Here is a 21,085-nt window from a genome sequence, read left to right as displayed (position 1 = left end):
ATTCGCTAGACGTCGATCTTGGACATGCGGCGGATGAGGAAGAAGCCGATCCCGTACAGGCAGAAGGCCACGACCACCGCGGCCTGCCCCCAGAAGGACGAGGTCATCCGGTCCAGCGAACCGGCCGAGATCCGGTTCATCAGCAGCAGCGTCCCGATCCCCAGCAGCGGTACGACATAGGCGGTGACGGTCACCTGCGAGAGCTGGGTGCGCACCTCCCGCCGGGTCTCCTTGCGCTCCTCCAGCGTCTGGGTGAGGTTGCGCAGCGAGCTGACCACCGTCCCGCCCGCGCGGTTGGACAGCACCAGCGTGGTGACCAGCACCACCAGCTCCCGGGAGGGCAGCCGCTCGGCCAGCTCCTCCAGCGCGTCGTCGATCGAGTGGCCGACGGCCAGCTTGGCCGCGACCTTGGCCAGCTCCTCGCCCGCCGGCGCCTCCATCTCGTCCGCCGCCATACCGAGCGCGGTGCGCAGCGCCAGCCCGGCCTGGGTGGCGTTGGCCAGGATCCTCGACAGCTCCGGCAGTTGGTTGATGAAGCGCTCTATCCGCTTCTGCCGCTGCCAGCCGAGGAACGCGAAGGCCCCCCAGACGGCGATCACCGCCGCTATCGGGCCGAAGAACGCGGCGAGGAAGGACGCCGCGATCAGCCACAGCCCGGCCGCCGCCCCCGCCGTGTAGACGAAGAACTCCCCCGGGGTGATCTCCAGGCCCGTCGCCACCAGCCGCAGCTCCAGCTTCCGGCCGAGGGACATGGTGCGCAGCCGCCGGTCGACCCCGGCGAAGCGGCGCGCGCGGACGGTGCCCGGCAGCGGGCCGGTCTCCGACAGCCGGTCGATCAGCGCGCGCTGCTGCTCCTTGCCGCGGACGTAGGTGTGCACGCCCACGACGCCCAGCGCGCCGCACACCAGCGTCGCGCCGAGTGCGGCCGTCGCGAGATGGTCCATGGGCCCTGCTACCTCCGGTCCCTGGGGTCGAACGGGGGTGGATCGAACGAGGGTCGGTCGTGCGGCGGTCGGCCGAACGGCGGCCGGTCGTGCGGGTCGTATCCGGCCGCTCGGGTGGCCAGTTGCGCCGGGAAGGCGGCCACGCCGAAGGCCGGCGGCACCGATTCGCTCGCCATCCGCAGCCGCTCCGCGACCCGCTCCGGCAGCGGGAAGTAGCCGAACCGCCCGTGCACCACCCGGTCCGCGCCCATCGGCTGGGCGTCGAAGCGGCAGACGGTGGCGATGCGGTACGCCTCGTGGCCGTGGCTGTCGAGCAGCGCGATCTCGCTGATCCGCCGGGATCCGTCGGCGTTACGGACAAGCTGGACGATGCAGTCCACGGCGCTGTTGATCTGGTCCCGCAGCGCCTCGTAGGGGATCGCCACCTCCGACATGGAGGCGAGCGTCTGCAGCCGCATCAGCGCGTCCTCGGCGCTGTTGGCGTGGACGGTGGCCAGCGAGCCGTCGTGGCCGGTGGACATGGCCTGGAGCATGTCGAGGGTCTCACCGCCGCGCACCTCGCCGACGATGATGCGGTCGGGGCGCATCCGCAGCGAGTTGCGGACCAGGTCGCGGATGGTGATACGGCCCTTGCCCTCGACGTTGGGCGGCCGGGACTCCAGCCGGATGACATGGGTCTGCTGCAACTGCAGCTCGGCGGCATCCTCGACGGTGATGATGCGCTCCCCGTCGGGGATCAGCCCGGAGAGGGCGTTGAGCAGCGTGGTCTTGCCGGAGCCGGTGGGGCCGGAGACCACCACGTTGAACTTGGCCCGCACCAGCGCCGCGAGCAGCATCAGCATCTGCTCGTCCAGCGTGCCCATGCCGATCAGCTCATGAAGGGTGTACGCGCGGGGGAAGCGGCGGATGGTGAGCGTGGCGCCGGTGAGGGCGAGCGGCGGGATGATCACGTTGACCCGCTCGCCGGACGGGAGCCGGGCGTCGACCATCGGATTCGACTCGTCCACCCGGCGGTTGACCGTGGAGACGATGCGCTCGATGGTCTGCATCAGCTGCTCTTCGGAGGCGAAGCGGACGGGGACCTGCTCGACCCGGCCGGAGCGCTCCACGAAGATCTGGTCCGGGCCGTTGACCATGATCTCGGTGATGGAGGCGTCTTCGAGGAGGGGTTCGAGCACCCCGAGTCCGAGCGCCTCGTCCACCACCCGGCGGATGAGCTGGGAGCGCTCGGTGGTCGAGAGCACCGGGCCCTCGCGGCTGATGATGTGGCCGAGCACGCGCTCCAGCCGGGAGCGGCGCTCGGCGGTGGAGAGCGAGGACATCTCCGCGAGGTCGATCTCCTCGAGCAGCTTGGCGCGGTAGGCGGACACGAGGTGGCCGTCCTGGCGTCCAGCGCCGCCCTCGCCGGGCCCCTCGGGCGCGGTGATACGGGCCCGCAGGCTCATCGGTCGCCTCCCATCGCCGCCGCCTCCGGACTGTCCGTACCGCCATCTCCGTCGTCGCAGGGCATCGTGGCGCTCTTCTCGGCGCTGCCGAAGTCGAAGCCGGGGATGACGGAGGGGATCTCCACGGTCGCGGTGGCCCGCGCCTCCCCGCCGCCGCAGCCGCCGCTGCTGATACCGGCGCCGTCGGCCAGCCATCCGCTCATCGCCGCCTTCCCGGCGGCCTGCGGGCTGGTCCGCGGCTCGTCCAGCGACGCCGTGCGCGCCGCCGCCCGCGCCGCGGTCCCGGCCTGCTGCGCGGTGTACGCGGCGATGCCGAGCTGCGCGGCGGCGAGTGCGACGAGGATGAGGATCGGCAAGAACCCCAGGAACTCGATCGACGCCGACCCGGCGTCGGCCCGCCACCGGCGCGACGCACCGGGGCGCCACGCACCGGGGCGCCGGTCCGCCCGGCCGAGGATCCCGCCGGGCAGGTGCCGAGCCCTCGCCCGTTCGCCCAACGGCGCGCCCGCCCCTGGGCGGTCGGCCGCCCCGGTGAGCCCGGGGGCCGCGGGCCGATCGCCCGGAGGCACAAGTCCGTCGCCCGGCACCGTGGAAGCCCCCGGGTCGTGGCGGCGGGGGGCCGTCGCGGGGCCCGCGAAGCCGGTCCGGGTGCGTGCGCGGTGACGACGGGTCATGTCACTCCCCTCCGCCCGCCAGGTCGCTCTCGTCCGCCGCCCCCGCCGTACCCGTGACCGTCCACGGGAAGTCGGCGGCGCCCGGGAAGAGGATCGGGACGTGGAGCTTGACCGTGGCCTTGTAGACCGAGCCGTCGCCGCCGGCGCAGTCGATGTCGGCGCTCCAGGAGCCGGGGATGTCCTTGCTCGCCGCGTCCTGGCAGGCGCCCGCGCCCTTGGTGGCGCCCGCGCGGGCGCCCTTGTCGGCCGAGTTGCCCGCCAGCGAGTACGTATAGCCGACCAGCACCACCTGCCAGACGACCGCGAGCACGATCAGCGCCAGCGGCAGAACGCCGAGGAATTCGACCGTCACCTGGCCGCGGTCGCCGCCGCGCTTGCGCAGGAAGCCCTTGGTGGACGGCGGGGCGATCTCGTTCAGCGCGTCGGTGCCGTCGCCCACGCTGCCCTGCGCCGGGTCGCCGCCCGCCTCTATGGCATGGCGCCGCCGCAGCCCCGACACGGCGCGCTCGCCGCCGCCCCCAGCCGCGTGGCCGCCGCGGTGGGCGGCGCGGCGACCGCCGCCCGGGGGCGCGGCGTCCACCAGGCCCAGTTCACCGGCCAGCCCCCACAGCGCCTGCTTGACGGCCGACTTGGCGTCCAGGTCCTGCATCCGGCCCGAGTCCACGGCGGGCTGCAGCTCCTTGAAGCCGGCCGGGATGGCTGTGCGCGCCACGGTCGTCCCGGTGGCCCGCTGGACGAGCTGCGGCTGGATCTCCGCGCTGCGGGTGTGCCGGTTGACCACGGTCACGGTCTCCTCCGCCTTGCGGATCTGGAGCCGGTCCCACAGCCGGACCATGCGCTTGGCGGCGCGCACCGCGACCACGTCCGGGGTGGTCACCAGCAGCGCGATGTCCGCGGTCTCCACGGCGGCGGCGCCCGCGGAGGTCATCTGCGTACCGCAGTCGACGACCACCAGCTCGAAGCGCGACCGCAGCGCGCCGATGACCTGGCGGGCGGTGCGGTCGGTCACCTCCTCGCCGCGCTCGCCCTCGCCGGGCGCGAGCAGCAGCCCGAGCCCGGTCTGGTGGGTGAACACCGCGTCCTGCAGCACCCGTGGCGAGATGTCGCTGATCTGCGCCAGATCGGCGATCGAGCGCCGGAACTGGACGTCGAGATACGAGGCGATGTCCCCGGACTGCAGGTCCAGGTCGACGAGCGCGACCTTACGGCCCGCGGCCCGCGCGGCGAGCGCGAGCTGCACGGCGGTCACGGTGGTGCCGACCCCGCCCTTGGCCCCCGCGACCGCGACCAGCTTGCCGCCGGGCTCGGCGGCCAACGGATCGCCGCCGCCCCCGAGATGGCGCCGCACGCCCGTGGCCCACTGGGCGGCGCCCTGGACGCGGGCCGCCAGCTCGTCGTGCGACAGCGGTATCCCGGCGATGCCGCGGGCCCCGGCGTCCATGGCGGCCGAGTACAGCGCGGGCCCCGCGTCGGCGGTCACCAGCACCACGCCCACCGCCGGGAAGCGCAGCGCGATCTCGCGGATCAGCTCCAGCGCCGGGGCCGGGCCGATGCGCTCATGGACGAGGACGACCTCCGGCAGCTCCTCCAGGGAGGCGGCGGCCAGCGAGGCGAGGGTGTCGAGCAGCAGGGTCGAGTCGCCGACCGGCGCCGACGGTTCGACACCGGGCAGCTGGCCGAGCAGCCCGCTCAGGGAGCGGGCGGCGTCGGGGTCGCCGGCGGCCGGCAGAATCCTGATCGTCACCGCGGCACCTCCTCACTCATTTGTCGCCGTCGAGGGTGTAGGTGCGGTCGCCGGGGCCTATGGAGGTGCCTCCGCCGGGGGCGACCAGCGCGAGCCGCACATGCGAGGCGAAGGACTCGGCGTAGGCCACGCGCTGTGCGTTCTTGGTGTCGAGCGCGAAGGTGATCGGCACGGCCTCGTCGCTCCGCCGCTTGTCGTCCTGGTTGGGCTCCAGGGCGGTGATCTTGCCGAGGTCGAGCACCTCTGCGCCCGCGACGATCAGCTTGGAGACCGCTTCCTCGCCCTGGGAGTTGCCCTCGAAGGTCGCGTAGATGTTGACCTTCGCACCGGGGGTGATCTTCCCGGCGACGCCGGTCGCCGCGTCGATCATGATGGCGATCTCCTGTTGGCCGGGCTTCAGGGCGGGCCGGTTCGCGATCATGTCCCGCTGCAGCAGCGACCCCTTGGCGAGCTGGGTCACCGCGATCTTCCCGCGTAGCTCGTCGAGATCGGTGACGGCGGTGGAGGGCACATAGCGCTTGGGCATCGAGACCTTCTCGAACTCCCCCGCGTCCAGCGCCTTGTAGGGCTTGACGTCCGAGGTGAGCTTGTAGGCGGTGGTCTCGGGGCCGACCTTCGACTCCACGTCGTTGACGACGGAGAGCACTCCGGCGAAGGCGCCGACGGCGCACAGGACCGACAGGAGCAGCAGGATGACTCCGCGGCGCTGGCGTGAATTCATGGGACGCACAACCTCGTTCGGGGACGTTACCGGCTGGTCAGGGCGGGACGTTGGGACGTGAGCAGTGCGGGGATCTCATCGCCGCGTGCCACCGGGCAGGAGCAGAAGGCACAGCGGTCGCCGATGAGTTCGAAACCGCACCAGTGGCATTCCTCTCTCCGTACGGAGGCCACGAGCTGGTAGAGGACCGAGAGGTCGGGGATGGCCGCGGCGAACTCGATCAGCTTCGGGGTGCCCCACCAGCGCGCCGACTCGGCGGGCAGCGGCACCTCCTCCACGCCCCGTACGCCCCAGGCGGGGGCGAGGGCGCCGGCGACCCAGTCGTCGTGGCCCGCGCCGCCGCCCCCGTAGCCATGGCTGTTGAGCTGGCCCCGGGCGACGGTCATGGAGGTGGCGTACCCGGGGGCGGGCAGCTCGGACGCACCGCCGACCTTCACCAGCCGCGGGGTGGGATGGGCGAGCACCCCGAAGTGGGCGCCGGGCACCCAGGACTTGACGTGCGAGGTGAGGCTGACCGGGACCCGGTCCAGCCGGGCGACGCTGCCCAGGAGGGCGCCCGCGTGGATGTAGTGGGAGAGCAGCCGGGCGGCGCACGCCAGAACGCCGGGGCTGAAGTCGGAAATGGAAAGCTGACGTAACTGACGGGCCAGTACGGCCACGGCCAGCGGGGGCAGTTCGAGCGGCAGCAGCGCCATCCGGTCGCTCTCCAGGACGGAGCGCACGATATGGAGCCGGCGGACCACGGCCGCGGGGGTGGCGGCGGGATAGAGCACGACGAGGTAGCCCTGCTGGTCGAGGAGGTTCCCGACCTCGGCGAGGGCGTCGTCGAGTGACTGTGCGTCCGGCGGGCGGAGCACGACGGCCGACGGGGTCTGCCCGTCGGGCGGCGGAAGCACCAGCTCACGGCCGGTGACTGCTATCGCGGTGGGCACGTCGGCTACCCCGTCTCACATCGGCGCCGAGCGGCGGCGGCCACAGGTCTCTACTGCCCCTGTCTCATTACTGCCCCTGTCCTGGTCGGTCGTCACTTTATCCACGAAAGCGGCGTGAGAGAACAGTTCCTCTGGGTTACGCCACCCGCGTCCGATGCGGAGTCCGCGCATCCCCTTGACAAGGTTATTGGTCTGGACCACTTTACGTTCATACGGTGGCCACCGTCCGCAATCTCCTCCTTCACACCGGCTTCCCAACGGATTCCCCCACGGAGGCAGTCATGGACCGCGCCCCACACCCCCGCCCCACCCGACTCAGACGCAGCTTCGCCCGACTGACCAGCGCATTCGCCGCAATCGCCCTGGGCGCCACCGGTCTGGTCGCACTCGGCGGCACCGCCGCGGGCGCCGCCGCCGCCAACCTCGCCCAGAACCCCGGCTTCGAGTCCGGCCTCAGCGGCTGGACCTGTTCCGCCGGGAGCGGCGCCACGGTCGCGAGCCCCGTCCACGGCGGCTCGGCCGCGCTCAAGGCCACCCCGGCGGGCGCGGACAACGCCCGCTGCGCCCAGACCGTGGCCGTCAAGCCCAACTCCTCGTACACGCTGAGCGCCTGGGTCCAGGGCAGCTATGTCTACCTCGGCGCGAGCGGCACCGGCACCACCGACGTCTCGGCCTGGACGCCCTCCGCGCCCGGCTGGCAGCAGCTCAGCACCGGCTTCACCACCGGTGCCAACACCACCTCGGTGACCGTCTACACCCACGGCTGGTACGGCCAGCCCGCCTACTACGCCGACGACATCAGCCTGGCCGGCCCCGGCGGCGACCCCGGCGACCCGGTGCCGGGCGCGCCGAGCGGGCTGCGGACCGGCGGCGCCACCTCGTCGTCCATCGATCTGTCCTGGTCCCCGGTCACCGGCGCGACCGGCTACAACGTCTACCGCGACGGCTCCAAGGTGCAGTCGGTGGGCGGCGCTTCGGCGACCGTGACGGGTCTCGCGGCCTCCACCTCGTACCAGTTCCAGGTCACCGCCACCAACGCGGCAGGCGAGTCGCCCAGGTCGTCCGCCGTCACGGGCACGACCACGTCCGGAGGCGGCGGGGGCGGCGGTGCCGTACCCAAGCACGCGGTCACCGGATACTGGCAGAACTTCAACAACGGCGCGGCCGTGCAGAAGCTGCGCGAGGTCCAGGACCAGTACGACATCATCGCGGTCGCCTTCGCGGACGCCACCGGCACCCCCGGAGCCGTCGACTTCACCCTCGACCCCGCCGTCGGCTACGGCAGCGAGCAGCAGTTCAAGGACGACATCAAGGCCAAGCAGGCGGCCGGGAAGTCCGTCGTGATCTCGATCGGCGGCCAGAACGGCACGGTGTCCATCAACGACTCGGCCTCCGCGAACAACTTCGCCAACTCGGTCTACGCCCTGATGCGCGAGTACGGCTTCAACGGCGTCGACATCGACCTGGAGAACGGCCTCAACGCCACCTATATGACCCAGGCGCTGCGTTCCCTGTCGGCCAAGGCCGGATCCGGCCTCGTGATCACCATGGCCCCGCAGACCATCGACATGCAGTCCACCTCGGGCGCCTACTTCCAGACGGCGCTGAACATCAAGGACATCCTGACGGTGGTCAACATGCAGTACTACAACAGCGGCTCGATGCTGGGCTGCGACGGCAAGGTCTACTCCCAGGGCTCGGTCGACTTCCTCACCGCCCTCGCCTGCATCCAGTTGGAGGGCGGTCTGTCGCCGTCCCAGGTCGGCCTCGGCCTGCCCGCCTCGACGCGCGGCGCGGGCAGCGGCTATGTCTCCCCGGCGATCGTGAACAACGCCCTGGACTGCCTGACGCGCGGCACGAACTGCGGCTCCTTCAAACCGGCCAGGACCTACCCGGGTCTGCGCGGCGCGATGACCTGGTCCACCAACTGGGACGCGACCGCGGGCAACGCGTGGTCGAACGCGGTGGGCCCCAAGGTCCACGGTCTGCCCTAGCGTGACGCGGCCCCTCCCGCTGGGATGGGCCAAGGGGGCCGGGGCGCAAGCGCTCGGCCCCCTCATCCGCATTTTTCACCCTCATGGACAGGGAAGATGTCGCCTGGGCTTGACAACGGCATTGGTCTGGACCACCTTATATGCACGCCACAGGGGCCCCTGAACGCACACTCGCATCACCACCCCCACACCTCTCCCCCCACGTACGGAGGCTGTCGTGGTACGCGCACAGTTCACCAAGCGGCTGCTCGGAGCCGCCGCAGTCGTCGCCATCGCCGCCGGAGGACTGATATCCGCCGGCTCGGCCAACGCGTCGGAGGACCACCCCGACGCCAAGCAGCACGCCGCCGCCGTCCCCGAGCACGCCGTCACCGGGTACTGGCAGAACTTCAACAACGGCGCGACGGCCCAGAAGCTCTCGGACGTCCCGGACGACTACGACATCATCGCGGTCGCCTTCGCGGACGCCACCGGCTCGCCCGGTGCGGTCGACTTCAAGCTCGACCCCGCCACCGGCTACAGCGACGAGCAGCAGTTCAAGGACGACATCAAGGCCAAGCAGGCGGCCGGGAAGTCCGTGATCATCTCCGTCGGCGGCGAGAAGGGCACCATCTCGGTCAGCGACGACGCCTCGGCCGACGCCTTCGCCTCCTCCATCACCGGCCTGATGGACAAGTACGGCTTCAACGGGGTCGACATCGACCTGGAGAACGGCGTCAACTCCACCTACATGACCAAGGCCCTCAAGGCCGTCCACGACAAGAAGAGCGATGTCGTGGTCACCATGGCGCCGCAGACGATCGACATGCAGTCGGCGTCCACCGAGTACTTCAAGACCGCCCTGGGGATCAAGGACTTCCTGACGGTGGTCAACATGCAGTACTACAACAGCGGCTCGATGCTGGGCTGCGACGGCAAGGTCTACTCCCAGGGCTCGGTCGACTTCCTCACCGCCCTCGCCTGCATCCAGCTGGAGAACGGCCTCGACCCGTCCCAGGTCGGCATCGGCGTGCCCGCCTCCACCAGCGGCGCCGGCTCCGGCTACGTCGAGCCGGGCGTCGTCAACAACGCGCTCGACTGCCTCGCCAAGGGCACCGGCTGCGGCTCCTTCAAGCCGTCCAAGACCTACCCCGGCATCCGCGGCGCGATGACCTGGTCCACCAACTGGGACGCGGCCAGCGGGAACGCCTGGTCGAAGGCGGTCGGCCCGCACGTTCACGGGCTGTAGACCCTCAAGGCGCGAACGACAGTTCGATGTACGCCGGTGCGCCCCGCTCACGCCATGCGGGGCGCACCGGCGTACTGGTGTTCGCTACGGCTTGGGCAGCGCACACCCCGCCAGGTTCAGGTCGATCTTGTTGCCGGTGGTCACGCACTTGGTGATGCCGTAGGTCTCCTGGGCGTAGTTGATGCCCTGGCGCACCGTCACCGCGCCGTTCTCGTCCACCTCGCACGGGTTGTTGAGGGTGCAGCGGCCGCCATCCTCGTTGCCCGTGTTGTTCACGGCCACGACCTTGCCGGACGCCGGGTCGACGACGGGAGAGCCCGAGGTTCCGCCGATCGTGTTACAGGCGGAGGTGTAGCGGACCGAGTCCTTCCAGGTCCAGTCCCCCTCCTTAAGACGGTATGCAAATCCGTCGATATTGCAGGAGTAGATCTTCTTCCAGTAGCCGGAGACCACATTGATGGCGGAGCCCTGGGTCGGGTGGCTGTCCGACAGCGGCAGCGCCTTGATGCCGTACGCCGACTGGATCTGGGCGTATGTCGACGTGAGCTGGTACAGCGAGATGTCGGTGTCGGTCATCGTCGCGTACGCGACCTTGCTGGCCCGTACGGTGCCGGCGCTGCCACCCGAAGCGGTCAGCAGGGTGAAGCTCCGGGTCGACGGCTTGTCGACGATCACCTCTCCCGCGCCGGGGAAGCCGCTCTCCAGGCAGTGGCCGTTGGAGAGCACGAGCGCGGGGTCGGTGTCGGCCGAGCCCGGCGTCCGGACGACGGAGCCGGAGCAGTTGCTGAGCGCCACCGTGCCCGCGAAGGTGACGGCCTTGGGGGCCTTGGCGGGGGATGCCGCCGCCGCGGGCGCCGCGCCCGCGCCGACGAGGGTCGCGCCGCCCAGCAACAGGGCCGAGAACGCGCCGACGAGAGATCTGTTCATGCGGGGGGTTCCTTCCCTCGATGAGAGATTCCTTCGGCTTCGACCATTTCCCACCCTTGCGCATGTCATGCGCATGGCCGAACACTGGCGCAGCAGTCGCTCGCCCCTCACCCCCAGGAGATGTCATGCGACGTCGCATCCGCGGCAGACGGGCCACCGCCCTCACCGCCTTGCTCACCCTCGCACTCGCCGCCCCCATGGCAGCTCAGGCCGACGATCCCGCTCCACGGCCCGGCACCGACCGCACCGCATCACCCATTACTGCCCAGGGCGCCGACGAGAACGTGCGGCAGTACGAGGTCTCCGGCCCCGCCACCCGGGCCGACCGCTCCGCGGTCGCCGCCACGGGCGTATCCATCGACGAGGTGGACGCCCGCTCCCTGGTCGTCACCGCCGACGCGGCGCAGGCCAAACGGCTGCGCGCACTCGGCTACCGGCTCACCGCGCTCCAGGGCCCGCCCGACCGCGCCGAGGGCAGGTCCGCCAAGCCGTTCGACTTCCCGTCGGCCGATGCGAAGTACCACAACTACGCCGAAGCGAACGCCGAGATCAACGCGGCGGTCGCCAAGTATCCGTCGATCCTCAGCAAGCGCGTCATCGGAAAGTCGTACGAGGGTCGCGACATCATCGCCCTCAAGATCAGCGACAACGTGGCCACGGACGAGAACGAGCCCGAGGTCCTCTTCACCGCCCATCAGCACGCCCGTGAGCACCTTACGGTCGAGATGGCGCTCTATCTGGTGCGCCAGTTCACCGAGGGCTACGGCAGCGACTCCCGGATCACCAACGCCGTCAACGGCCGGGAGATCTGGATCGTCCCGGATGTGAACCCGGACGGCGGCGAGTACGACATCGCCACCGGCTCCTACCGAAGCTGGCGCAAGAACCGCCAGCCCAACTCCGGCTCCTCGTCCGTCGGCACCGACCTCAACCGCAACTGGGACTTCAAATGGGGCTGCTGCGGCGGCTCCTCCGGCTCCCCCGGCTCGGAGACCTACCGCGGCCCCAGCGCCGGCTCCGCCCCCGAGGTGAAGGTCGTCGCCGACTTCGCCCGCAGCCGCGTCGTCGGCGGCAAGCAGCAGATCAAGGCCGCCATCGACTTCCACACCTACAGCGAACTGGTGCTGTGGCCCTTCGGCTGGACGTACGACGAAACCACCACCGGCATGACGCGGGACGACTACGACGCCTTCGCGGCGGTCGGCAAGAAGATGGCCGCGAGCAACGGCTACACCCCTGAGCAGTCCAGCGAGCTCTACATCACCGACGGCGCGATCGACGACTATCTGTGGGGCACCCAGAAGGTCTTCGCCTACACCTTCGAGATGTACCCGACCGACTCCGGCGACGGCGGCTTCTACCCGCCCGACGAGGTCATCGACCGCGAAACCAGCCGCAACCGCGACGCGGTGCTCCAACTCGTGGAGAACGCGGACTGCATGTACCGCTCGATCGGCAAGGAAGCCCAGTACTGCACCTGAGCCTGGGCCTGGGCCGTACGGCACGACGCGGGCGCCGCCCCGGCGGGGAGACCGTCGGGACGGCGCCTCGCGAAGACCCTGAGGGGGATCGCCTTCAGTACCGCTGTCGGCCGCCCGGGTAACGGACGGGCTGACGGCACTCGGGCGCATCGGGAGGCGGGGGCCGCTCACCGAGCGCGTAGCACAGGGCCGCGTGCAACTGCTCCGCCTCAGCGGGGGTCAGCTCCAGCTCGGCGATCGCGTGATGCCGCCCGCCCCTGCTGATCTGGAGCGGCAACGCGAGTTCCCCACCGTGCACCCGGCGCAGGCCCCGGCCCGGAACGGGACCGATCTGCCAGTCAGTCACAGCCGCCCCCTCCGGGCGCCGGACCGTCGCCTTCGTCGCACGGGGGCAGGCGGGCGCCCCTGCTCTCGGCGACCCGCAGCACATCGCGCAGCGCCTCACACAGCCGGTCCGCGAGGTAGCGAAGTTCTCGCGCGTCGGCCTTGGGGGCGGCCAGCAGCGCCCGAGCGTGCCGGAGGAGTTCCACCCCCATGGACATCTGTACGGCCTCGATCGCGTCAGCACGTCGGCTCAGCGGACTGTGCGCGTCGTCCGACGACAGGTAACACGGCTTGCCGTCGGGGTCCGTCCACGGCAGCAGGCGCAGACCGGTCATCGCGCTCATCCGGACGCCTCCACATCGTGGAGCACCCGATGACGACCGGACGGCCGTAAGGCGAAAAGTGCACTCCCCCATGCGAACAGCCACCCGATAGGTTCCTTCATGTTCATCAGCTCCGTTTAGCTGGTGGGCCACGCCCTCGGGCCGGTGCACCCCGGTCGCGAGGGTCTTGCGTTTCTTCACGCTGTGTGGCGCTTCCCTCACAGAGTGGGGGTCGTTCTGGCTACGCTGCTAGGAGGGCGGGTCTGACAGCACAGCTTTCAACTCAGGGAGTCACCCATGGAGATGGATCGGAGGCCACGCACCCCGAGGGAGAAGTACGGGGAGGAGTTGAGGATCCGGCGCACAGCGGCCGACATGACACAGGAGGCGCTGAGTGAGCGCGTGGTGTGCTCGCCCACGTTGATCAGCCATTTCGAGGCGGGCAGGCGGTTACCGAAGCCCGACGACGCGGCGCGGATCGACCGGGCACTGGGGACGGACGGGTTCTTCGCGCGGTGGCTGGAGGATCTGGAGTCGAAGTTCGCGGACCACTTCGCGGCCATGGCCGAGCTGGAGCAACAGGCCACGGTGATCCAGCAGTTCGCGCTGTCGCTGGTTCCTGGCGTGCTTCAGACCGACGACTACGCGCGCGCTCTCTTCGGTGCCTATCGGCCGAACTACACGGCCGAGGAACTTGACGAGGCGGTTGTCATCCGAACTAAACGCCGCCGCATCCTCGACGGACCCGCTCAGCCCGTCGTCTGGACGCTGCTCGACGAGGCCGTCATCCGGCGTCGCGTCGGCGGCTCACAGGTCATGGCCGAGCAGTTGCGCAGGATCGGGGACATGGCCGAGGCGGGACGGATCCGGCTGCACGTACTGCCGTACGACGTGGGGGCGCATGCGCTCCTGGAGAGTCTGCTCACGCTCATGAGCTTCCCGGACTCCGCTCCGGTGGGTTACGTCGAAGGCTTTCTCACCGGCAACTTGATGGACGATCCTGCGCTGGTGGCCGCCAGCCAGACCGCCTACGCTCTTGCCCTGAGCGACGCGTTGTCGCAACAGAAGTCACTGGCCCTCGTCAGGGCGGCAGCGGAGGAACACGCACATGGTCAGCAGTGAGCACACCGTCTCAGACGCGTCCACTCTCACCGGGTGGCACAAGTCCAGCTACAGCGGCGGAAGTACGCCTCAGGGCGAATGCCTCGAAGTAGCGCGTGGCCACGCCGACATACCCGTCCGCGACAGCAAAGACCCGCACGGCCCGGCGCTCGTATTCGAGCCGTCCGCGTGGTCGGCGTTCGTCTCCGCAGTCAAGCGCGGGGAGTTCCCCACCACCTGATCCGAGCATTCCGCCGTTCAATGCAGGCGGGCCCCTGACCGGCGATGATGCCGACCAGGGGCCGCCCTGCACGTGGGCCCGCGTCAGCCGTCGTTCTCCGCCGACGGGATGTAGGCGCCCGGCACGTCCTGAGGAGCGTAGATCTTCTTCTCACCCGGGTACGGCTTCGCCCAGTTGTGCGTCTCGTACCACGTGAGGTGGTTCATCTGGGCGGGGGGAGCGTAGTCCGGGACGGCGTTGGGACCGGTCAGCCGCTGCTTCGACTTCCACTGGTCCCACTCGGCGGCGACGTTCTTCATGTCCGTCGGCACCGAGGCCGACGGCACGGCCGCCGCCTTCAGGCTCTGCGCCGCGGGGGTGTCCAGACCACAGGACGGCGCGGTCTTCACACCGTCGGTCAGCGAGGTCCGGTTGGGCAGCACCTTGAACGGCGTGAAGTCCGGGTGCCGAGTGAACGCCGAGGCCATCGGGGTGGCCGCGGTGTCCTTCTGGTTCATCGGCTGGATCCCGAGGATCTGCTCGATGGTCCGCGCCATGTTGATCTGCGAGTAGTAGTGGCTGTCCACCGTGGAGTGCTTGGCCCAGGGGCTGATGATCTGAACCGGGGCACGGTGGCCGTCCACATGGTCGAGGCCCGCCTGGGAGTCGTCCTCGACGACGAAGATCGCCGAGTCCTTCCAGTACTTGCTGTGCGAGATCTCGTCGACGATCTGGCCCACGGCGAGGTCGTTGTCCGCGACCTGGGAGGCAGGGCTCACCGGGCCACCGGTGTGGTCGCTGGAGAGCCAGAACATGTTCAGGTTCGCCGGTCCGTTCTTCTCGAAGTCCTTCTTCCAGATCTGTGCCCGGTAGACGTCCGGGACGCTGGTGTCGAACTTCGGGAAGCCGTGCACCGACACGTCGTTGAGCGACGGGATCGGCGAGGTCGAGTTCAGCGGGTAGGCGGTGTCCTGACCGGTCGCCGCCATGTTCTTGGTGTCGCAGTACAGGTTCTGCCAGCTTGCGCCCGACGGCTTGGTCAGGAACTGCTGGAACTCACCGAAGTTCCGGACGGACTTGCGGGCCGCCTGCGCACCGGTCCAGATGAAGCCGGTCTTCTGGTGGCCGAGGGCGTCGTCCTCGGTGTCGTAGCTGCGGGTGTACTCACCGGCCGAGGACTCGGTGTACTCCGGGTCGTCGGCCTGCATCAGCCAGTTGTGACCCTCGGCGGAGTTGGTGCCGATGTCGTACGTGTTGTCGTACAGGCCGAACTGCTTGGCCAGGGCGTGCTGGTTCGGCGTGACGTTCTCACCGAACTGGGTCAGCGACGGGTCGCCGTTGCCCTCCGGCACGTCACCCAAGACCTGGTCGTAGGTCCGGTTCTCCTTGACGAGCAGGAAGACGTGCTTGATCGTCGAGGTGTCGCCGAGCTTGACCGGGACCGGCACAGGCTTGGCCGGGGTGCCGTCGGTCTTCTTGAGGGACTCGCCGTTCCAGCCGTTCTGCTTGAAGACCTTGCCGGTGTAGGACCTGATCACTCTGTCGTCGGGCAGCGTGAACTTCTGCACGCTCGACGTCGTGTCGTGGGTGCCGTGCCCGCCGGTGGCCTTACGGCGGGCGTCGACGCCACGGGTGTTGGAGACGTACACCTGGTTGCCGGAGGTGGTGATCTCCGAGGGGAAGTAGTCCGTGGGGAGCAGGCCGACATAACTGACCGGCTCCTGCGCGGAGGTGAACTTGTAGACGGCGACGGCGTTGGCGCGGCCGAGGGTCACCAGCAGGTGACCGTCGTCGGTGAGGGTCACCGCGTCGGGCTCGTAGCCCACCTTGGCCTTGGCCCACGGCTGGGTGGAGATGGTCTGGACGACCTTGTCCTTCGCCGTGTCGATGACCGACACATTGTTGTCGGCGGTGTTGGTGACGAAGACCACGCCGTTCTTGGCGTACACGGCGGTCGGGTGCAGACCGACCTCGATGCTGGAGACCGCGGCGTCCTGGTTCGCCAGGTCGATGACGCTGACCGTGCCGCTGGTGGTGGCGGCGGTCTTCTGATCGGCGAGTACCTGCGTACCGTACGAGTTGATCGTGGGCTCGCCGGGCTTGGCCGGGCGGCCACCCTCGTTGCTGACGTAGAGCTTGTCGCCGACGACGACCATGCCGCGCGGGGCGTTGCCCACGTTCCAGCTCTGCTTGATGGTCCCGGTCGCCGCGTCGATGGAGACGACCCGGTTCTGGCCGTTGACCGCGGAGTACACGGTCTTGCCGTCGGCCGAGAACGCCACCGCGCCCACCAGGGCGTGCTTGGACCCCTGCGCCGGGATGCTGACGGTCCGCGGGCTGGAGACGGTGCCGTCCGCGTTCACGGTGAACACGGTGTAGCCGTCCGGCTGACCCAGCCACAGCTCCTTGCCGTCGGGCGAGTACGTCGGGCCCTCCTGGCCCACGTTGTTGCTGCTGATGCGGGGGTTCGACGACGCGGCGTTGCTGACGAGCTGCTGCGTCTTCCAGTTCTTCAGGTCCACGATGGCCAGGGCCGCGCCACCGTCGGTGACCGACGCGGCCATGTGCGTGCCGTCCGGGCTGACCGAGGAGGACATGATCTTGCCCTGGTTGATGACAAGACGGTCGCCGTACGGGGCGATGTACTGGTTGCTGGAGACGACCTGGCCATTCTCGGTGACCTGACCGACCTGGTCCGTGCCGAACTGGTGGGTCTGCGCGAGCGCCGTGCCGGCGGCCACGAGGGCGACGGCGGTGGTGCCCGCCGTCAACAGCGGTATCCGGCGGCCGATGCGTCTGCTGATGAGGCTGATCCGGGCTTCCTCGACGAGTTTGCGGCGGCGAGTTACCTGCATTGAGGTTATCCCTTCGGGGTGGTGTCGAGCAGTTCGACATTGCCGTCGAACTGCCACAGCGGGTTCGGTGCGTCCCCATCGGGGGTCCGCACCAGGAAGTAGCCGTTCACTTCCTTCGGTCCATCGCCATCGGCCATGAACCGCCCGTCCGGAGTGACGTCGAGTTGGTAGATGGCCTGTCCTGTGGCCTCGACGCCGGGAAGATGCCAGGTCACAACGCAGCGCCAGTCATTGCCCGGGCCTTGTGCCGCGACCCTGACGCTTCCCTTGTTGCACGACGCCGTGGCCTTCAGCCGGGCCTCGGTGACGGCGGGTCGGTTGAGTTGGTCGGTCTGCATGCGATACAGGTGCGCGAACGCCGTGGCGAGCGAGCGCTGCACCTTGTCCTGCTCGATGCCGGAGCCCGTCGCCGAGGTCGTCGCGGCGACGACCGCGAACGACGCGGCGGCCACCCCGACGAGCGGCAGGACTCCGACGGTGATCGCACGGCGGCCCGAACCGTCGTGGGCCAGGTTGGTGAAGTCGCGCCGTACGAAGAGCACATACGCCAGCGCCGTCGCGACCACGGCCCATACGAGGCTGACAACGATGCCGATCAGCAGCGGGCCGAGTTGCTGGGGGCTGGTGAACAGACCGTTCCAGGAGATGAAGGCGTAGCTCGGCAGGGCGACGCGCACGGCCACCGGAAGCGGCAGCATCTGGGCGACCGCCATCGCGAGCGAGACGAGCACGGGCACCAGCAGCCCCATCGGGGACCGTCCCAGCGTGACCGACCCGAGAAAGCCGAGTGCGGCGAGCGCCAGGGTCGGAGCGAGGACGCAGACCCAGGAGAGCAGGACCTGAACGGCGGCGTCCGACGGTGCCAGGAGATGGCCGTCGAGACCGACCAGCGGCTGGTTGCCGACCACGAGGAGGCCGCCGACGGTGCTGGAGACCGCGAGCCCGGCCACGAGCAGCAGCAGGACGGTGAGACTGGCCACCGCCTTCGCCACGAAGATCCGCCGAGGCGAGCGGACCGCGACGAGCAGATGGCGCCAGGTGCCGAGCCGGTCCTCGGAGGCGAACACATCACCGGCCACGACCGAGGTCAGCAGCGGCAGCGCCCAGGTCCCCGCGAAACCGAGCATCACCAGCGGCCCGGCCCACCCGGAGGCGAGCATCCAGCGCCCGAAGAGGGTGTCGACGGGAAGCGTGCTCTGCTGGCTCACCCCGGCGACGAAGAGGGCGGGAACGACCCAGCAGGCGAGCACCAACAGGCGGATCCGCCACTGGGAGACGAGCTTGACGAACTCGAAGCGACAGGCACGGGTGACGGGGACGCGACGGCCCCCGGTCACCTGCTCGTGTTCCTGCTCCCGGCTCCGGGTGAGAGGCTCGGTCATCTGTCGGCCTCCTGCCGCTCGGTGAGAGCGAGAAACGCGGCTTCGAGCGGCGACACCACGGGAGTGAGCTCGCGCAGCGCGACGCCCCCCTCCACGAGCCGCACCACGAGTTGGTCAAGGGCGGGCATCAGGGCCCGTACGACGAGCAGTTCGGCGTCCTGCCGTACCCCGGCGTCGTCGACGACCTGGATCCCCGGCGCGTCGTCCGCCAGCCGGCGCGCGGCCTGCGGGTCGGAGGTGAGCAGCCGGTAGTCGAGTTCACGGTTCTCGGTGGCCAGCTTGGACAGCGGGCCGGAGAAGACGACGCGTCCGGCGGCGAGGATGGTCACCTCGGAGCAGAGCGCCTCGAGGTCGTCCATGTTGTGGCTGGAGAGCACGACGGCGGTTCCGTCGGCCGCGAGCCCGTTGAGGACACCGTGCACGTGCTTCTTGCCCGCCGGGTCGAGGCCGTTGGACGGTTCGTCGAGCACGAGCAGCCGGGGCTTGGTCAGCAGGGCGGCGGCGAGCCCGAGCCGCTGGCGCATGCCGAGGGAGAAGCCGCGGGTACGGTCGTCGGCGACGTCGGTGAGACCGACCTCGGCGAGTACGTCGTCGATCGCCGCCGTGCGCGCGTCGTGGCCGCGGAGTGCGGCCAGCGCGGCGAGGTTCTGCCGTGGGGTGAGCGAGGGGTAGAGAGCGGGGCCGTCCACGAAGCCGGCGACACCGTCGGGAGCGTCGAGTGCCCGCTCGACCGGTGTACCCAGGACCTCCAGGCGACCGCTGTCGGCCACCGCGAGCCCCAGCAGAAGGCCGAGCAACGTCGTTTTTCCGGCGCCGTTCGGTCCGACCAGGCCGTGGATCTGACCCTGCGTCACCTCGAGATCGATGCCGTCCAGGGCGACGACATCACCGAAGCTCTTCGTGATACCGCGAGCCCGGATTGCGCGGAGTTCTTCCATGGGTCCCTTCCTTCAAATGCCTCAAGGACCCTATGGATTGATCATGCTGCTCAGGAGGATGGAGAGTTGAATCTACGTAGAACATGAAACGACTTGGTATTCGCGACGTCGTCGCCGAGCGGGATCCCTCCCTTTCGATCAGCATTCTTTGCCATTATTTGATCAAACTTGGATGCTCCCATGAATGAGTTGCGATGGTGAATGTCGCGGTGAATGCCAACTGGGCACGGAGCGGAATTGAGCCAGAAGCGACGGCCCCCGAATCTCGGCAGTTTCTGCCGAGATTCGGGGGCCGTCGTCCTGCGGGCACCGTCCGCTAGATGACGATGCTCAGCAGGGCCGCCACCACGAAACCGGCCACCGACAGCACCGTCTCCAGCACCGTCCAGGACTTCAGCGTGTCGCTCTCGGAGATGCCGAAGTACTTCGCCACCATCCAGAAGCCGCCGTCGTTCACATGCGAGGCGAAGATCGAGCCCGCCGAGATGGCCATGATGACCAGCGCCAGATGGGCCTGGGAGTAGTCGCCTTCGGAGAGCATCGGGGTGACGATGCCCGCCGTCGTGACGATCGCGACCGTCGCCGAGCCCTGGGCCACCCGGAGCACCACCGAGATCAGCCAGGCCAGCACGATGACCGGCAGGCCCGCGCTGTCGAACGCGTCGGCCAGGGCCTGGGCGACACCGCTGCCCTTGAGGACCGCGCCGAAGACCCCGCCCGCGCCGACGACCAGCAGGATGTTGCCGACGGGCTTGAGCGAGGCGGTGGAGACGGTCTCCAGGGACTTGCGGGACCAGCCGCGCCGGATGCCCAGCAGGTAGTAGGAGAGGAACAGGGCGATCGTCAGCGCCACGAAGGGGTGGCCGAAGAACTCGATGACCGAGCGGCCGGTGCTCGGGTCCAGCGCGACCGAGGAGAAGGTGGCGCACAGGATGAGGACGAGCGGGGTGCCGATGATCGCGAGCACCGTGGCCACCGAAACCGGCCGCTCGGCCGGGGTGACGCCGGAGGCGCGCTGCTGGGCCGCGACCGCCTCCCGGGACTCCTCGGCCGCCTCGACCATGTCCTGCGGTACGGGGACGAAGATGCGCTTGCCGATCCAGGCGGCGTAGCCCCACGCGGCCAGCACCGACGGGATGCCCACGACGATGCCCATCAGGATGACCCAGCCCAGGTCGACATGGAACAGTCCGGCCGCGGCCACCGGGCCGGGGTGCGGCGGCAGGAAGGCGTGGGTCATGGACAGGCCCGCGAGCAGCGGCATCGCGTAGAGCAGGATCGACTTGCCGCTGCGCTTGGCGGCCGCGTAGACGATCGGCGCGAGGACGAAGATGCCGACGTCGAAGAAGACGGGTATGCCGAAGATCAGGCCGGTCAGCCCCATCGCGAGCGGTGACCGCTTCTCCCCGAAGATGCCGAGCAGCCGGGCGCTGAGCGCCTCCGCGCCGCCGGAGACCTCGAGTATCGCCCCGAGCATGGTGCCCAGGCCGATGATGATGGCTATGTGGCCGAGGATGCCGCCCATACCGGATTCGATGAGCGAGACGGCGTCCGACTTCTGGACCGTGCCGAAGAGTTCGGTGACCGAGAGACCGGCGGCCAGGCCGACCGCGATGGAGACGCCGAGCAGCGCCACGAAGGGCTGCAGCCGGACCTTGATGATCAGGTAGAGCAGTAGCGCGATGCCGAGGGCGGCGACGGTCAGCAGACCGGCGGTGCCGTCGATGAGCGCGAGCAGACCACCGGTGTGGGGTGGTGTCTCGGCAGCGGGAGCGGCCGCGAGCAGCATGGGGAACTCCGGGTGTGGGTAGGGGGTATCGCCGCACGGCGGGGGGCCGCGCGCTGGGTGAGC

At 69.7% G+C, this 21,085-nt stretch carries 18 protein-coding genes; 5 read left to right on the top strand and 13 right to left on the bottom strand.

Annotated elements, in window-relative coordinates; all coding sequences use genetic code 11:
• Nucleotides 1-5 precede the first annotated feature (5 nt).
• From CGL27_RS30225 to CGL27_RS30200, 6 genes are read right to left on the bottom strand one after another with little or no spacing between them, the layout of a single operon-like run.
• A complete protein-coding gene (locus tag CGL27_RS30225; RefSeq protein WP_078643267.1) occupies nucleotides 6-944 on the bottom strand; it encodes a type II secretion system F family protein in 939 nt (312 codons plus the stop codon).
• Between the two features lie 8 nt (nucleotides 945-952).
• Nucleotides 953-2,389, bottom strand: a complete 1,437-nt coding sequence (locus CGL27_RS30220) for a CpaF family protein (protein WP_119991294.1) — start codon at nucleotides 2,387-2,389, stop codon at nucleotides 953-955.
• Complete coding sequence (locus CGL27_RS53620; RefSeq protein WP_346345750.1) at nucleotides 2,386-3,063, bottom strand: TadE/TadG family type IV pilus assembly protein; 678 nt, start codon at nucleotides 3,061-3,063, stop codon at nucleotides 2,386-2,388. The genes CGL27_RS30220 and CGL27_RS53620 overlap by 4 nt, the downstream gene beginning before the upstream one ends.
• A 1-nt stretch (nucleotide 3,064) precedes the next feature.
• Nucleotides 3,065-4,807 (bottom strand): AAA family ATPase, encoded by a 1,743-nt coding sequence (locus CGL27_RS30210; RefSeq protein WP_119991292.1) that lies wholly within the window; start codon nucleotides 4,805-4,807, stop codon nucleotides 3,065-3,067.
• A gap of 16 nt (nucleotides 4,808-4,823) precedes the next feature.
• Complete coding sequence (gene cpaB / locus CGL27_RS30205; protein ID WP_119991290.1) at nucleotides 4,824-5,528, bottom strand: Flp pilus assembly protein CpaB; 705 nt, start codon at nucleotides 5,526-5,528, stop codon at nucleotides 4,824-4,826.
• Nucleotides 5,529-5,554: 26 nt separating this feature from the next.
• Complete coding sequence (locus CGL27_RS30200; RefSeq protein WP_119991288.1) at nucleotides 5,555-6,460, bottom strand: hypothetical protein; 906 nt, start codon at nucleotides 6,458-6,460, stop codon at nucleotides 5,555-5,557.
• Nucleotides 6,461-6,741: 281 nt separating this feature from the next.
• Between CGL27_RS30200 and CGL27_RS30195 the strand changes: the two genes are divergently transcribed.
• The gene (locus CGL27_RS30195; RefSeq protein WP_119991286.1) at nucleotides 6,742-8,454 is read left to right on the top strand and encodes a glycoside hydrolase family 18 protein; all 1,713 of its coding nucleotides are present in this window, start codon (nucleotides 6,742-6,744) and stop codon (nucleotides 8,452-8,454) included.
• 217 nt (nucleotides 8,455-8,671) lie between these two features.
• Nucleotides 8,672-9,682: a chitinase gene (locus tag CGL27_RS30190; protein ID WP_119991284.1), complete on the top strand. Its 1,011-nt coding sequence runs from the start codon at nucleotides 8,672-8,674 to the stop codon at nucleotides 9,680-9,682.
• 84 nt (nucleotides 9,683-9,766) lie between these two features.
• Here CGL27_RS30190 and CGL27_RS30185 read toward each other — a convergent pair whose 3' ends face one another.
• Nucleotides 9,767-10,609, bottom strand: coding sequence for a serine protease (locus tag CGL27_RS30185; protein WP_078643259.1), 843 nt, complete (start codon nucleotides 10,607-10,609; stop codon nucleotides 9,767-9,769).
• A 125-nt stretch (nucleotides 10,610-10,734) separates the two neighbouring features.
• Here CGL27_RS30185 and CGL27_RS30180 point away from each other — a divergent pair, with 125 nt between their 5' ends.
• Entirely contained in the window at nucleotides 10,735-12,090 is a 1,356-nt protein-coding gene (locus CGL27_RS30180) for a M14 family metallopeptidase (RefSeq protein ID WP_205587772.1), read from the top strand.
• A 94-nt stretch (nucleotides 12,091-12,184) separates the two neighbouring features.
• Here the strand turns inward: CGL27_RS30180 and CGL27_RS30175 are convergent, their stop codons facing one another.
• Both CGL27_RS30175 and CGL27_RS30170 read right to left on the bottom strand, forming a co-directional pair.
• A complete protein-coding gene (locus CGL27_RS30175) occupies nucleotides 12,185-12,436 on the bottom strand; it encodes a hypothetical protein (protein WP_119991282.1) in 252 nt (83 codons plus the stop codon).
• Nucleotides 12,429-12,758 (bottom strand): hypothetical protein, encoded by a 330-nt coding sequence (locus CGL27_RS30170; RefSeq protein WP_119991280.1) that lies wholly within the window; start codon nucleotides 12,756-12,758, stop codon nucleotides 12,429-12,431. The genes CGL27_RS30175 and CGL27_RS30170 overlap by 8 nt, the downstream gene beginning before the upstream one ends.
• Nucleotides 12,759-13,034: 276 nt before the next feature.
• Between CGL27_RS30170 and CGL27_RS30165 the strand changes: the two genes are divergently transcribed.
• Together CGL27_RS30165 and CGL27_RS30160 are read left to right on the top strand one after the other, a co-directional pair.
• Nucleotides 13,035-13,859 (top strand): helix-turn-helix transcriptional regulator, encoded by an 825-nt coding sequence (locus tag CGL27_RS30165; RefSeq protein ID WP_119991278.1) that lies wholly within the window; start codon nucleotides 13,035-13,037, stop codon nucleotides 13,857-13,859.
• Nucleotides 13,846-14,079: a DUF397 domain-containing protein gene (locus CGL27_RS30160; protein ID WP_119991276.1), complete on the top strand. Its 234-nt coding sequence runs from the start codon at nucleotides 13,846-13,848 to the stop codon at nucleotides 14,077-14,079. Before CGL27_RS30165 ends, CGL27_RS30160 begins: the two co-directional genes overlap by 14 nt.
• An 83-nt stretch (nucleotides 14,080-14,162) precedes the next feature.
• On the opposite strand, the gene CGL27_RS30155 is transcribed toward CGL27_RS30160, so the two are convergent.
• The 4 genes from CGL27_RS30155 to CGL27_RS30140 form a co-directional block, all read right to left on the bottom strand.
• Nucleotides 14,163-16,913 carry a phosphoesterase gene (locus tag CGL27_RS30155; RefSeq protein WP_119991274.1) on the bottom strand — a complete coding sequence of 917 codons (2,751 nt, stop codon included), beginning with the start codon at nucleotides 16,911-16,913 and terminating at the stop codon, nucleotides 14,163-14,165.
• 5 nt (nucleotides 16,914-16,918) lie between these two features.
• Entirely contained in the window at nucleotides 16,919-18,295 is a 1,377-nt protein-coding gene (locus CGL27_RS30150; RefSeq protein ID WP_119991271.1) for an ABC transporter permease, read from the bottom strand.
• Nucleotides 18,292-19,233 carry an ABC transporter ATP-binding protein gene (locus CGL27_RS30145; protein WP_119991269.1) on the bottom strand — a complete coding sequence of 314 codons (942 nt, stop codon included), beginning with the start codon at nucleotides 19,231-19,233 and terminating at the stop codon, nucleotides 18,292-18,294. The genes CGL27_RS30150 and CGL27_RS30145 overlap by 4 nt, the downstream gene beginning before the upstream one ends.
• A gap of 316 nt (nucleotides 19,234-19,549) precedes the next feature.
• Nucleotides 19,550-21,022 (bottom strand): gluconate:H+ symporter, encoded by a 1,473-nt coding sequence (locus CGL27_RS30140; protein ID WP_119991267.1) that lies wholly within the window; start codon nucleotides 21,020-21,022, stop codon nucleotides 19,550-19,552.
• Between the last annotated feature and the right edge of the window lie 63 nt (nucleotides 21,023-21,085).

Origin of the sequence: Streptomyces sp. 11-1-2, from assembly GCF_003595545.1 — a bacterium.
GTDB lineage: Bacteria > Actinomycetota > Actinomycetes > Streptomycetales > Streptomycetaceae > Streptomyces > Streptomyces hygroscopicus_B.
This window is presented reverse-complemented; position numbering and strand designations above follow the sequence as displayed.